General features: G+C 37.0%; 8 protein-coding genes. 6 read left to right on the top strand and 2 right to left on the bottom strand.

Annotation, left to right across the window (positions count from 1 at the left end):
- The first annotated feature begins 222 nt into the window (after nucleotides 1-222).
- The 3 genes from A3Q33_RS15045 to A3Q33_RS15055 all read left to right on the top strand — a co-directional run bounded on the left by A3Q33_RS15045 (nucleotide 223) and on the right by A3Q33_RS15055 (nucleotide 3,826).
- Nucleotides 223-948, top strand: a complete 726-nt coding sequence (locus A3Q33_RS15045; RefSeq protein WP_081180647.1) for a response regulator — start codon at nucleotides 223-225, stop codon at nucleotides 946-948.
- Complete coding sequence (locus A3Q33_RS15050) at nucleotides 945-2,441, top strand: sensor histidine kinase (protein ID WP_081180648.1); 1,497 nt, start codon at nucleotides 945-947, stop codon at nucleotides 2,439-2,441. The genes A3Q33_RS15045 and A3Q33_RS15050 overlap by 4 nt, the downstream gene beginning before the upstream one ends.
- Before the next feature lie 590 nt (nucleotides 2,442-3,031).
- Entirely contained in the window at nucleotides 3,032-3,826 is a 795-nt protein-coding gene (locus tag A3Q33_RS15055) for a M48 family metallopeptidase (protein ID WP_081180649.1), read from the top strand.
- A gap of 81 nt (nucleotides 3,827-3,907) precedes the next feature.
- On the opposite strand, the gene A3Q33_RS15060 is transcribed toward A3Q33_RS15055, so the two are convergent.
- Nucleotides 3,908-5,254: a Na+/H+ antiporter NhaC family protein gene (locus A3Q33_RS15060; protein ID WP_081180650.1), complete on the bottom strand. Its 1,347-nt coding sequence runs from the start codon at nucleotides 5,252-5,254 to the stop codon at nucleotides 3,908-3,910.
- 1,127 nt (nucleotides 5,255-6,381) lie between these two features.
- Between A3Q33_RS15060 and fbaA the strand changes: the two genes are divergently transcribed.
- The 3 genes from fbaA to A3Q33_RS15075 all read left to right on the top strand — a co-directional run bounded on the left by fbaA (nucleotide 6,382) and on the right by A3Q33_RS15075 (nucleotide 11,798).
- Nucleotides 6,382-7,461, top strand: coding sequence for a class II fructose-bisphosphate aldolase (gene fbaA / locus A3Q33_RS15065; RefSeq protein ID WP_196797971.1), 1,080 nt, complete (start codon nucleotides 6,382-6,384; stop codon nucleotides 7,459-7,461).
- Nucleotides 7,462-7,528: 67 nt separating this feature from the next.
- Entirely contained in the window at nucleotides 7,529-9,487 is a 1,959-nt protein-coding gene (locus A3Q33_RS15070) for a fructose-1,6-bisphosphatase (RefSeq protein WP_196797972.1), read from the top strand.
- Between the two features lie 589 nt (nucleotides 9,488-10,076).
- A complete protein-coding gene (locus A3Q33_RS15075; RefSeq protein ID WP_286160905.1) occupies nucleotides 10,077-11,798 on the top strand; it encodes a sensor domain-containing diguanylate cyclase in 1,722 nt (573 codons plus the stop codon).
- A gap of 75 nt (nucleotides 11,799-11,873) precedes the next feature.
- Here A3Q33_RS15075 and A3Q33_RS15080 read toward each other — a convergent pair whose 3' ends face one another.
- Nucleotides 11,874-13,886, bottom strand: coding sequence for an extracellular solute-binding protein (locus tag A3Q33_RS15080; RefSeq protein WP_196797973.1), 2,013 nt, complete (start codon nucleotides 13,884-13,886; stop codon nucleotides 11,874-11,876).
- Nucleotides 13,887-14,953 lie beyond the last annotated feature (1,067 nt).

Here is a 14,953-nt window from a genome sequence, read left to right on the forward strand (position 1 = left end):
TAATTGCTTTTAGGATAAATAAGAGAGTAATTAGCAAAACCACGAAAGTATTTCTGTGCTTACAAGTTCTTATCAACAGGGCACAGAAATTAATTGAGTTTATTACGCATAAACTATGCATAAATAAAGCATAAAAAACTCATTTAAGTGATTTTCAAATTCTACTAAATCAACTCTGTGTCACGTTCTTGTCAAAAAAAGATAATAATAACGGAGCAGAGCATGGATACGATACTGGTTGTTGAAGACGATCAAGATATTGCTGATTTGGTGACTTTAACCCTAGAAGAAATTGGCGTAACGGTTGAGCATTGTTTATCTGGCGAAGTCGCTTTAGAAAAACTAGCACATAATCAATATGACTTAGTGATGCTTGATGTCATGTTACCCGGTATGTCTGGTTTAGATGTATGTCGGCAATTACGTGAGCAAAAGCCCGAACAGGTGATTTTAATGGTAACCTCAAGAAACAGTGAAATAGATCGTGTATTAGGCCTTGAGTTAGGGGCAGACGACTACATGACTAAACCTTTTAGCGTCCGAGAGCTTCAGGCTAGAGTACGTAGTCAGCTACGTCGAGTACATTTGTTATCAAAAATGAGTCAGCAACAATTAGAAAAGCAATCGCCTGAGAAGTATTTGACTTTAGGTACATTGAAAATCGATTGCCTGTCTCACCTTGTAACACTCAATGGGCAGAATGTTGAACTGACCTCAACTGAATTTGACTTACTTTTCTATTTAGCATCACATCCAGACCAAGTATTTTCTCGTGAGCAATTGTTAAGTTCAGTTTGGGGCTATCACCATAGTGGTTATGAACATACTGTAAACTCACACATCAACCGTTTACGAAATAAAGTTGAAACTAATGCAACTAAGCCTGAAATTGTACAAACCGTTTGGGGCGTAGGTTATAAACTTTGCCGCCATGGTGTTACGGCGTGAAATTCTCTTTATACCACCGACTATCATTATCGTTATTAGTGGTATTTATAGTCATTATTAGTGTGTTCTTTGTTTGGGCTGAGCATTTGGAGCAAACCACACGATACGAATCTGAACAACATTTACACCTCTCACTTGCCGCGAGTTTAGCCCGAGACAACCCGCTGCTGCAAAAAGGAGCTTATGATCATCAGGCCTTGAAAAACCTGTTCCATACTTTAATGGTTTTAGGCCCCGCATTTGAGTTTTATTTTGTCGATCCAAACGGTGTTATTTTAACCCATTCTATTACGCCCTCATTGATCAAACGCGATCGTATTGACTTAAAACCGTTGATGCAATTAACACAAAATCAAGCGAGCTTACCTATATACGGCGATGATCCACAACATGATAGTCGGCAAAAAATATTTTCAGCGGCACCGGTTTTTAATGGCAGTGAATTAATTGGTTATCTCTATGTTATTGTAACCGGCGAACGCTATGAGTCTGCGTATAACCGTTTAGATTCAGACCGACAAGCTGAGCTTTCAATGGTAATGCTAGTGGGGGCGTTGGTTTTTCTATTCATCGTAATGCTAGGTATTTTCTATTACTTTACGCGACCACTGCGTTGTCTTATCCGAGATATTCAGTTGTTAAAAAATGCTGGGTTTGATAAATCGTCTTTGAAATTAACGCCATGGATGCCAAACAGCAGTAATGAAGTGCATCAATTAGGTATCGCATTTGAAGAAATGGTTAATCAAATTAATGGTCAATTAAATCTCTTACAACAGAGCGATGTACAACGAAGAGAATTATTGGCTGATATTTCACATGATTTACGTACGCCGTTGTCGTCTCTGCAGGGGTATATTGAAATGATAGCCCATAAAGGCAATGAATTAACGGCACAAGCACGAGAAAAACACATTAATACCGTGCTAAAAAACACCCTGCAATTAAAGTTGTTAATCGATCAAATATTTGAGCTTACACATCTTGAAGGCGGACAAGTAACGCTAAATTTCGAGACTTTTAATTTAGCCGAATTACTCTACGATATTATGGCAAAATTTAACCTGCAAACCAGCGCGAAGAATATCGATATCTCGGTAAAGCCTAGTAGCTCTTATACTCAAGTTTATAGTGATATTGCGAAACTTGAACGTGTGATCAGTAACTTATTAGAAAACGCTATTCGCCATACCAGTGAAAATGGACAAATTGATTTAATCATTGAAGAACTTAACGATAATCAATGCCGACTGACAATTAAAGATAATGGTACTGGAATCAAAGCAGACGAATTATCTTATATTTTTGACACCCGTTATCGCGCGAGCAATGCCATACAAGACAAGAATAAACATACTGGCCTAGGTTTAGCGATTACTAAAAAATTATTAGAATTATTGAAATCTGATATAAAAGTTCAAAGTACTTTAGGTGAAGGTACGGCATTCTCGTTTAATTTAAGACGTGTAATACCAATTGAATTAAGTAAGTGACTAACTTGGTATTATTAAAACAGATCTAAAAATTTTTAAGTCACTACTCATTATTTTCTCATTCTTTCCTTCCTGTAATAAATAAAAAACTAGTCACAATGAAAAAAGAAGGAGAAGAGCAGGAGAAGTTAAAGTGCTATTGGGATTGTAAGTACATGTTTATTTTTTAGGCCTCAACCGCAACATAATACCAATTGAATTAAGTAAGTGATCAACTTGGTCTAATCAAAACAGTTTTAAAATATTTTAAGTCACTACTCATTATTTTCTCATTCTTTCCTCCCTGTAATAAATAAAAAAATAGTTACAATGAGAAAAGAAGGAGAACTGCAGGAGCAATTCCCTAGATAGCTAATAACAGCCCTGCAGGCAGCGCTAATATTGGAGGTTCAGATCATACTAGTATGAAGGGTTATTTATTTAAATGAGTATAAATCACTAAAAATGTATTAGCCCTTCGAACATTAACTTGTATTTCCCCCAATAAATAATAGATATTTAACTTTTCATTCCTTAGAATAAGCTATTGAAGTATTAATTTTAAAGTAAATTTTTCAGACCATTTTTAGGTCAGTTTTTTAGGGAATAAAATGAAAATTAAATTAGCAATTTGTCTTGCCGTGATTACCTTGGCGGGTTGCACAACGTCTTCAACTGGTCGTTCGCAATTGATGATGATGTCAGAAAGCGACCTTAATAAAATGGGCAATGCTTCTTTTGAAGAAATGAAAACCAAAGAAAAAATCAGTCAATCGCCTGAAATCAATCGCTATGTGCAATGTGTTGCTAATGCTATTACGGTTAATGTGCCAAAATCTGCGCATGACGGCGCTTGGGAAGTGGTGGTATTTGATTCAGAGCAAGTGAATGCCTTTGCATTGCCGGGAGGAAAAATTGGCGTTTACACTGGTATACTCAAAGTAGCGGAAAACCAAGACCAATTGGGCGCTATTATTGGTCACGAAGTAGCGCATGTAATCGAACACCACTCAAACGAGCGCTTATCGTCAAACCAAGTTAGCCAAATGGGCCTTTCAATTGTCAGCGTAGTACTTGAAAGCCAAAATATTGAAAGCCGTAATATGGTCATGGCAGGCTTAGGTTTAGGCGTGCAATACGGTGTTTTAATGCCTTATGGTCGTAGCCATGAAAGCGAAGCCGATATTGTTGGCCAAGACTTAATGGCAAAATCGGGCTTTGATCCAAAAGGTAGTATCAAGCTTTGGCAAAATATGGCGAAGCAGTCAACAGGTGCACCACCTGAATTTATGTCAACTCACCCTTCAAATGCTACCCGCATTAAACAGTTAACCGAGCATTTGCCTAAATCAACGCCCATTTTTAAACAAGCTACGGCGCCTAAATGCGTTAAACCAGCTATTTAGTTTAGCTGTGTAGTATTCTCATCGAACATAAAAAAGCCCGTGAAACGGGCTTTTTTATGTAAGTATAAAATTAATCGGTCATTATTTTTTCGTAATACGCCAAAAAGCAAAACTTGCAACGACAAATAAAATCATAGGGTAGTAGGCATTCGCGACCACTTCTAATGGCGATATTTTTAAAGTGGCTCCCAGCAATAACGCTTGTGCTCCGTAAGGTAATAAACCTTGGTTTATACACGCGTAAATATCTAACAAACTGGCTGATTGGGCAGGGCTTAATTTACCGTCAGTCGCTAAGTCTTTTGCTGTTTCACCGGTCACGATAATAGATACAGTATTGTTAGCGGTGAAAAAGTTACAACAAAACGCTAATGCGCCAATACCCATGCCTGCAGCACGCTTTTTATTGTTAGGGCAAACCTTACGCGTTAAGCGCTCAATACTTGTGGTGAGGGCGCTTAGGCCACCTTGGCGTTTAATTAGCTCGCTTAAACCACCAATAAATAACGACAAAATAAAGATGTCTTGCATACTGGCAAAACCTTGATTGATATCACTTACCCAAGTCGCTAATTGATAGCCATTGTTAAACATGCCAATAGCAGCAGCTAAAACAATACCGATGATCAACACCATAAATACATTCACACCTGACAAGGCTAACGCCAAAATAACGATGTAAGGCAAGAAGCCGATAACATCTAGTTCTTGGCTGACTTCATGGGTAAGCGTAACGCCATTGGCCGCTAGAATCGCTAAACAAATTAACGCAGCAGGAACGGCAAACTTAAAGTTGACCCTAAATTTATCTTTCATGTGAGCGCCTTGGCTCCGGGTCGAGGCGATAGTGGTATCAGAAATTATTGATAAGTTATCGCCAAAAATAGCACCCGAAATAATACAACCGGCTATCAGACTAGCATCGATATCAGCAGACTCTACGAAGCCTAAGGCAATAGGTGCGATAGCCGCAATAGTGCCCATTGACGTTCCCATCGCCGTGGCAAGAAATGCCGCGACTAAAAACAAGCCTGGTAGCAGGAAATAATCAGGAAAAAGAGAAAGCCCTAATTGCACGCTGGCATCAACGCTACCGGTCGCTTTAGCCACTGTCGCGAATGCACCAGCTAAAAGGTAAATGATACACATGGTAATGATATTTTGATGACCAGCACCGGCTATAAACTGGCTGATTTGCTCATTAACTGTTTCTCTACCCATGTAAATAGCCAGTAATATTGCCGGAATAATAGCAATGCTGGCGGGCAGTTGGTAGAAAGCAAAATCTACACCCTGCAACGTTAGTACAATACCTGTGCCAAGAAATATCCCAAGGAAAGCGCCAAAAGGAAGCAAGCTTTTTAAGCTTGGAACAGGGCTATTTTTGGACAATGACGACGAAGGGTTTGGCGATATATTATTGGTCATGAATAGGATCTTTTTTAGTTATTATTTTATTCTAATTAAACAATAACTTTTTCTGAAGGAATGTCTATGTTGGATTGCATTATATGGTGTTAATTTTTTTTGTCAATCTAGACGTCTAGAAGTTCATTTTTTATTTTTTTCGATTAAATTTGGTTTCAAATAATGTATTTATATAAAATGAGTTTGCAAGTTATACAGACTATCTTCAATCGACATAAACAAAAAATTGATAGAGTGGCGGGAATTATATTAATGATAATTGCTGTAAAGCTCATCTTAGTGAATTATATTTAAGTAAAAATGGCTGCTTCAGATTTTTTTGATTAGAAATTCACAACTATATAGATTGCTCACAGCTGCCATATACTAGATGAATTATTATGCCTTCTTTTATGAAGACTAAGAGTTTTCAGGCTGGCAACTTGCTTGTAATTGCCTCGCTAGGTTAAATGCAATTATGTATCACTGATGGTAGATATTTCCAACCGAACATGGGGTTGTCAATAACTTAGATTATATCTGTTTTAATATGAATGAAAATGAGTCCTAAGTGAGCTGTTAAATGATTTATACTCACTTCAAAACTTTGTATTCTAGAAAGTACTATATTAATTCATAAAAGATATTTTTTATATTTATTTACTATAAGGTTATTACCAATATGCTTTTGGTTGTTAAAGTGGTAAATGCTCGTTCATCACATTTTTAATGCTTTTTTAATATATTAAATTATAGCGAATTTTAAATTGTGTTATCTTTATTTGTTGTTTTTATTGGTTTAATTTGTGTGTTTTTTGAGGTGTACAGTGTTCACGCTAAGATATGCAACTTTTTTAGAGCCACGATTAACTCTGTCGCTGAGCGCCATTAGTATTGTTGCATTACCAATGCATCATTCCTTGTAATGACTTTTGGTAATAAAGAATTGTAATGTAAATGTAACCAATGTATAAGTGTTCCTTCTATTGAAAAAACCTTGTATATTTTGACTATATTGATATAACGACAGGTATCACTAAATTTGGCCAGATACACGATTAAACGGCGCGTAATTTAGCTAAATAAATAAGTTCGACATTAAATACAATGGATATAAAATCATTTCGATAACTAACGGAGCTAACAGCATGACATCGATAAGTACTAATATTGCCCCAGGCGTAATTACCGGAGACGAAGTTCAGCAACTTTTTGCTTATGCAAAAGCTAATGCCTTTGCTTTGCCAGCAGTTAATGTTACTGGCAGCAATACTATTAATGCTGTGCTAGAGACCGCGAGTGAAATTAACTCACCTGCGATCATTCAATTCTCTGGCAGTGGGGCCGCGTTTTATGCAGGTAAGGGGTTAAATAACGATAATTTACGTGCCTCTATTGCTGGCGCTGTTGCTGGCGCGAAACATGTTCATGAATTGGCTCCTGCTTATGGTGCGCGCGTGATGACTCATACCGATCATGCTGCTAGGAAATGGTTACCTTGGATTGATGGCTTGCTTGATGCAGGCGAGGCGTATTATAAGCAGTATGGTAAACCTTTATTTACTTCCCATATGATTGACTTGTCGGAAGAGCCTATCGAAGAAAATATTGAAACCTGTAAACGCTATCTTGAACGCATGAACCGTATTGGCATGACCTTAGAAATAGAGCTCGGCATTACCGGTGGTGAAGAAGATGGTGTCGATCACTCCGATGTTGATAGCTCGCGTTTATACACTCAGCCAGAAGAAGTTGCATATGCTTACAAAGAACTTGGAGCCGTTAGCAATCGATTTACTGTAGCAGCAGCCTTTGGCAATGTGCACGGTGTTTATAGTCCAGGCAATGTTGAATTACGTCCTACAATTCTAAAAGACTCACAACAACACATTCAGAAAACCTTCGCAACTGGTGCACAACCGGTCGATTTCGTTTTTCATGGCGGCTCAGGCTCTAGTGCTGCAGATATTAAAGAGGCGATTGGTTACGGTGTCATCAAAATGAATGTCGATACTGATTTACAGTGGGCATTTTGGAACGGTGTAAGAGAATACTCTGCTGAAAAGCATGCTTTTTTACAGAGTCAAATTGGTAACCCAGACGGCGAACATAAACCTAACAAGGGCAATTACGATCCTAGAGTTTGGCTTAGACACGCCGAACAGTCTTTTAAAGAACGCTTGATTCTGATCTGTAAAGATTTAAACAATATTAATTCACTGGGTTGAGGTGACATAAATTGCTTCAATTTATAATAAGTGGGCTACGCGGTAATAAGCAAAGTGAGATGATATTTTGAAAGCGACTGATGAAACTGAGTTGAGTTTACTGGCTGGAGAGTATCCCTCAATTGCAACGGTTACTAGTGCAATAAAAGAGCTTGAAGACGAACTAAACTTGCCAAAGGGAACAGAACATTTTGTTTCAGACTTGCATGGTGAATATGAATCGTTCTGCCATGTCATTAAAAATGGCTCAGGTTCTATTTCACAAGCAATTGACGAAACCTTTACCCAGCAGTTGAGTGCAGCAGAAAAGCACCAATTGACAGCATTGATTTGTTATCCTGAAGAAGTATTATCACACAAGGGCGACGGTGTTAACCCAGAAGCATTATGTTCTGTACCGTCACTTGTGCGTTTAGTCATAATTTGCCGGCTTTTTACTAAACTTAATGCGCGTTCGACAGTTAAAGAACTCATGCCTGCTAATTTTGCTCGGGCGTTAGCGACGCTTTTGTTCGAGTTTAAAACTGAATCGGAGTTATCAGCACCTTGTCTTAATATCCTCGACAACCTAGCTGCATCTGGCAGTGTTAAAGAATTTATCGTCGCCACAGCTGAATTGATTCAAAAATTGTCCATTTCAAAGCTACATGTTATTGGTGATATTTATGACAGGGGGCCAGGTGCTCACCAAATCATGGATATGCTGATGAAGTATCATAGCGTTGATGTGCAGTGGGGCAATCATGACATTCTGTGGATGGGCGCTGCCGCTGGTAGTGAAGCATGTATTGCCACGGCGATACGCATTGCGCTGCGTTATACCGACCTTGATACACTACAAAGCGGTTATGGTATTAATTTGCTACCGCTTGCTGCCCTTGCTGTCGAGCTTTATGGTGACGATCCTTGTGAACAATTTCAACCTAAAGTGCCCGCAGAGCAAAATTTGCCGAATCACGACCGCCGTTTATTAGCGCAAATGCAGAAAGCGATTGCGATAATACAACTGAAACTTGAAGGCCAAATTGTACAAAGGCGACCGCAATATCAAATGAGTGATCGCTTGTTACTCGACAAGATAGATCTTGCTGCTGGTACGGTGAATATTGACGGTGTTTCCTACCCATTAATCGATCAGCATTTACCCACTATTTCTGCCGATGCACCCTATACACTTAGCGAAGATGAACAGAGTGTTATAGCACAATTGAAACTGGCCTTTACGGCCAGTAAAAGCCTACAGCAACATGTGCGTTTTCTTTATAGTCATGGCGCCATGTATCATGTGAGCAATGGCCACTTGTTATATCATGGTTGTGTTGCGATGAATGATGATGGTTCATTTAAATCATTTAAGGTGGCAGGCGAAGAGTACGCAGGCAAAGCCTTTGTCGACAGGGTAGATACGCTAGCTCGACAGGGATATTTTTCACCAGCCGGTTCAGAAGAGAAGGCCTATGGTGAAGACGCCATGTGGTATTTGTGGTGCGGCGAACAATCGCCTTTATTCGGTAAGCAAAAAATGGCAACGTTTGAGCGCTATTTTGTTGCTGATAAAAAGGTGCATTCAGAAGGTCGTAATGCTTACTATGACTTGCGTAACAATCAGGAGTCAGCGAAAAAAATACTGCTTGAATTTGGCGTAAATCCAAGTAACGGACGTATTGTTAACGGCCATGTACCGGTCAAGGTTAAAAAAGGCGAAAGCCCAATTAAAGCCGATGGTAAGTTATTGGTTATCGATGGTGGCTTTGCAAAGGCCTATCGTGGCACAACAGGTATAGCGGGCTACACCTTAATTTCCAACGCCGAAACATTATCACTTGTTGCGCATAAGCCTTTTGAGTCGGTTGATGCATATATTCAACTAGGCTCAGAAATAGACTTTGATGTTGAGTGCATTGAAACGATGAGTCGTGCGCTGAAAGTTGAAGATTGTGATGAAAGTCTTTTGATCAACAAAAATATTATTGCCCTGAATCGCCTTCTTAACGCTTACCAAAGCGGCGAACTTAAACAGCAATAACCCTTTAAAGAATGCAAGTTGATCACTTAAATAATAAAATTGGTATGACACATATTGCTGAGCAGGTATCCTCCTTGCTCAGCCAATAAATTTCATTGAATGAATAATAGTGCGAATATTTTATGTAGCAGAATAATACCAAGCTAATTAACCAACTTGGTATAATACCAAATGTAATAAGTTATTGACCAATTTTAAGCGAGGATAAATTGTTCAAGAATAAGGCGTTTGATTGAGTAATAGCGGGCTATTGGGATTGAAAACAACGCAGTTATTGACGATTTAAACCGCCTTAAAATGATCGATTATTTATTTCAATTGGTATAATATTTATTTTATTCTCTATCGCTTGTTTTTATCGTCCGTCCTTCACGCCATATACTGCTAAATCACTTCAGATTTACTATAACTTACTGAGCTTTTTAAAAGAGATGACTATGCCATTTTTTGCGTTATCCTCTTAAATATAGATAATCTGCATAATTGTAGTGTTAATTTTGACCTTGTCCTTGTTAGACAAAAGCTCTGTGGAGGACTAATCTAAGATTATTGAATATTTTTAAGAGTATTTATTATTCGTTTTATATTGTTGTTTTTCTGCGTTATTAGTCTCTGCGCTACTAGTAAACCTCTTGAATTATCGACTATTCCTAATGAGTTATTCATTAATGAGCAGTTATATATTCTACAAGACAGTAGTGCGAACTTGTCGTTTGATAATGCGCTAAAACAATATAAGGCAGGTAAATTTACTAAAAACGCTGATGGTAAAGTAAGTTTTGGTTTTACAAATGATGCTATTTGGGCGTCAGTGATAATAAATAATTCGTCAGTTAAAGAAATTGAAAAAGTACTATATCTTGACTCCGCTTGGTTAGACCGTGCTGACTTTTACTTTATCCACCACAATAAAATGGTAGATAAAGCGACTCTCGGAGATACATTAGCGTTTAGTACTAGAAAAAATAGTACCCGTATGTTGTCTAAGCAATATACCTTCAAAGCAGGTACAACCCAGGTGCTTATGCGGTTTGAATCAAAAGACCCATTACTTATTCCACTTTACTTATCTACAGAAGAAATAATACAAAGTGATCTGAATACATCCAGTTATTTTTATGGCTTTTTATACGGCGCATTTTTTATTTTACTGGTTTATAACTTAGCACTTTCTATCAGTTTAAAAGACAGTAGTTATGTATTCTATTCTTTGTATTTGTTGTCCTTTTTGAGTTTAAACATTGCTTATACGGGACACGGGTTTAAGTTTATTTGGCCTGAAAATGTCTTGTTCCAACAATGGGCAATGATACTCTTTTTGTATTGCTATATTATTTTCGGCATTGCTTTTTGTTTCGAGTTTCTGAAATTAAAGCTGTTCTTACCCAAAGTATATAGTGCTAAAAATTGGATATATGCTGGTTTGATTCTGTTAGTGGTATTGATATTTTCAAATGGGGATCAACTACTTGCTGTCAAAGTGGGCGTAGCACTGACTTCGTTATTAGTTGTTATTTTCATATCTTTAGGATTTTTAGCGTTAAAAAATGGTCATGAGATGGTGAAGTTTTTTATTCCTGCGGCATTTATGGGAGCAGGTGGTGCGGCTATTTCTGCAGCATCAACTTGGGGAGCTATTCCTTACAACACTATGCTATTTCATAGTATTGAAGTAGGCATGTTAATTGAAATGTATATTTTAGCGTTAGCGTTGGCATTTAATTTAAAAAAAATGGACAACGCCCGCATTGTTGCTGAAGTGAATGCCCAAGTAGATTACTTAACTCAGTTATATAATCGTCGTGCTTTTACCGACGTCACTATGCCTCAATGGCATTTAGGTATTAGGCAAAAAATATCATCTTCGTTGATCCTTTTAGACATTGATTGGTTTAAAAAAATAAACGATGACCATGGTCATTCGGCCGGTGACGCGGTATTGAAAGGTATTGCTTTTACGTTAAAACAAAAAATAAGAAAAAGTGATGTTTTAGCGCGTTGGGGCGGGGAAGAGTTTATTATTTTCTTACCTAATACTAATAAAACTGCAGCGATTAAGCTTGCAAATGTTATTCGTAAAAAGATTGAAAAAATGCTTATTTTACATGATGGAAACTCACTGAAAATTACAGCAAGCTTTGGAGTGGCCGAATCAAATGAGCGCAGTAATAAATTTGAAGATTTGATCAAACTTGCTGATATTGCGTTGTATAAAGCAAAAAATAGTGGTCGAAATATGGTTTGTGATATTCAAGAAACCACTGAAGTAAAAGCTGGGCAAGCCGAAAATAACATTCACTCACTGCGCTAATACCCAAGCTTAAACCTTGTTGTCATATTCGCAATGCCGCTTAAATTTATCGCATAGCTTATTAAAAAATAAGGCTTAATTCCTATTTTTCTTTGAAAGTTTCATCTGCATTTCGGCAAATTCTTGAGATTCAATTAATGCATCAGCTAAAGTTTTATCGCCAGATAAAACTTTACTTATTTTATTACCTACTAAATTCCCTAACGCAGGAAATTCAAGAATATCAACGTATTGTACGCTCTTATAAGGACTTTTCTTCAGAGAGGTTTCTTTAGCGTTTGCACTGATAATCGTATTAAAAACAAAGTCGCTAAAAGGTGCTTCATTGTTATAATTTGTGTTTTGATAAGTTGAGTAACGAGTACCTGGAGGAATGGAAATCCAACTAGTAAACTTAGCAACTTCGTCTATATAGTTTTTTGATGTCGCCCACATGATAAAATCAAGGGCATTGTCATAAGAATTAGATGAAATAGGGATAGCTAAGGCCCAACTCCACTGCCAATTAGCACCTTTGTGAGTAACTTCATAAGGAGCTGCTGCAAATCCGACTTTATCAGAAACAGTAGATATTTTCGGGTTATACAAAGTACCCGCTGCAACGGTTGCATCAACCCAAATTGCACATTTACCTTGAGAAAATAGCTCAAGATTTTCTTGATACCCTAATGTATGTACATTTGGAGGACCATATTTTTGCATTAAATTTATATAGAAGGAAACTGCTGATTTCCACTCTTTAGAAGTTAATTGTGGTTGCCAATTTTCGTCAAACCATTGCCCACCAAAACTATTAACAATTGTCGTGATCAAAGCAATACTTTCTCCCCAAGAAGGTTTACCGCGTAAACAGATACTATAAACGCCTTTATTTACTTGTTTTAACTGTTCAGCCATGGCAAAAATTTGCGACCATGTTGGTCGGCTAGGCATGTTAATTTGAGCATCATGAAACAAGTCTTTACGATAATAAGTCATCGAACTTTCAGCGTAAAACGGCAGTGCATAAAGCGTGTCTTTATAACTTAAACTCTCTTTAACCGAATAAATAATATCAGCTAAGTCATAATCGTTGCCTATGTTTTCTATTGGGTGCAGCCATCCTTTTTCCGCCCAAAGTGTTGCTTCATAGGCGCCTATCGTCATAATATCGAATTGCCCGCCAGTAACAGCGAGGTCACTCATCAAACGCAGCCTTAATACAGACTCGTCTAATACACGCCATTCCAATTTTATATTAGGGTGTTGAGCCTCGTACAAGTGAGACAACTTCTTCATCATCAACAACTCTTTATTATCTACAGTTGCTATTCTAATGGTATTTTTATCATGTTTATTTACAAACGATAACAAGCCGTGTTTGTATAAGATTTTATCTACATAACCTGCCGCACTAATTTGCTTTAGGCCTTGATTAAATGCGCGTATTACTTGCTTAGCTTCAACGTTATTTTTTTTATAGATAGCTAAATGAAAGCTTAAATAATCACTGCTATTCGCTACAAACTCCAATTGACCTATCAAATATGGCAGGGTATTAACCATTAAGTCTGATGCCGTGTATTTATCGATAAAAACATAGTCTAACCTGCCAATATCTAACATTTTTAGCAGTTGCAGGTAGCTATTTATTTCTACAATAATTGCGCTCTTAAACTTTGGTTTTACAATTTTTAAAAAGGTACCTCTGAGTACACCGATTCTCTTACCATTATATGATTCGGACGTTACATTATTTTTTTTCTTTAATAACGCTAACTGAATACCAGGTAGTGGATCCGATAAGATAAAGTCGTTAGTCGAAACGGTGTTTTCTATAACTGGAAAAACACCTAGGTATTGTTGACTTTTGCTGACTGACCTAGCTCTGGCCGCAGGAAAATATGATATTTTTACTTTTTTATTGGCTATCGCAAATGCCGCAGAAATAATTTCAGAAATAGCGCCTTCATGATCTAAGTTAGTTCCTACATAGGGCTCTAGTTGAAAGCTCGCCAAATTTATTTCTTTGCCATGTGAACTAGCAACGAATATAGATAAGAAAAAAACTAGGCACTTAATGGTTATGTAATGTTCTCTACTATTCATATAAATTACCGTATATTTTTTGAGGCTAAATAACATTTTTAACTAATCAACTAATCAACTAAATCAACCCAACAACTAAGCTGTCTTTCTAGCATTAAGATCATTTAACTTACGCGATATTTAATGATTAGGTGTTAAGTAATTTGGAAAAATAAATGAATATATTTCTGAAATATAAGGTACAAATAAAAGGCGGTTGATGTTTATTATGTAAATTAAAACGTTAAGGGAACGGGGAAGTAATTGAAATAATTGAACTAATTTGACGAGATTCATTTTATTATTAGATTTCAAAATTTCGTATTTATTAAATAAGATAACGTGTAAAACCGTTATAGCTAAATCGATATTGAGCGTAATAATATTCTTTTTCTTCATGGTTTTAACTCCTTTTAAATTGTACTTTTTATCTCAGCTCATGTGGCTAAAGGTTAAGGATTTGTACCTTTGTAGCTTTTTACAATTGAAAACAGAAAACAGAAAACAGAAAACAGATGTTCATCCTTTAAATTGGGCTTGTTGAATGACGTAAATCTGCACCAAACAGTTATTTACATTGCGTTCCCTATCTATTTTCAATTCTTTTAATTCGTTAATTTATAATTGAGTATAGACATGAATTCATCAGAAGAACAACTCGATAATTATCTTTATGAACAGCACCTTATCAACGTGTGCTTGCAACGGAAATAATTAGGTACTGATGGTGCTAGCTATCGACTTTTACGGTGTATTGTGTCGAGTTTCGATCAAAACCCTTGTGTATAATTCTAGGTTTTGAAAACAATTTCAGTAGCCACTTTGAACCGCATTAATAGATATAATCGTACTGAACACGATAGTAAGCAAGCTTTCAAATTCCATTAATTGAATTGGGCCATTGATCTTTTGCGAGTGAGGATAAATATCTCAACTCATATGTTTACTGTTGCAGATAATACATACGCAACAACATCTCTGTAGGCGTGTCGAGTGATTGAACCTTATGTGTATAAAAGCCAGTTGAGCACTACAGCAACATATTGCCCTGAACAACTCGTTATTAAAATAAAGGCATTATATTTGGC

Origin of the sequence: Colwellia sp. PAMC 21821, assembly GCF_002077175.1 — a bacterium.
Taxonomy (GTDB): Bacteria; Pseudomonadota; Gammaproteobacteria; order Enterobacterales; family Alteromonadaceae; genus Cognaticolwellia.

Excerpts from the sequence above, each read along its gene's own strand:
- A3Q33_RS15045 (WP_081180647.1), top strand. The coding sequence starts at position 223 with ATGGATACGATACTGGTTGTTGAAGACGATCAAGATATTGCTGATTTG.
- A3Q33_RS15055 (WP_081180649.1), top strand. The coding sequence starts at position 3,032 with ATGAAAATTAAATTAGCAATTTGTCTTGCCGTGATTACCTTGGCGGGT.
- A3Q33_RS15060 (WP_081180650.1), bottom strand. The coding sequence starts at position 5,254 with ATGACCAATAATATATCGCCAAACCCTTCGTCGTCATTGTCCAAAAAT.
- fbaA (WP_196797971.1), top strand. The coding sequence starts at position 6,382 with ATGACATCGATAAGTACTAATATTGCCCCAGGCGTAATTACCGGAGAC.
- A3Q33_RS15080 (WP_196797973.1), bottom strand. The coding sequence starts at position 13,886 with ATGAATAGTAGAGAACATTACATAACCATTAAGTGCCTAGTTTTTTTC.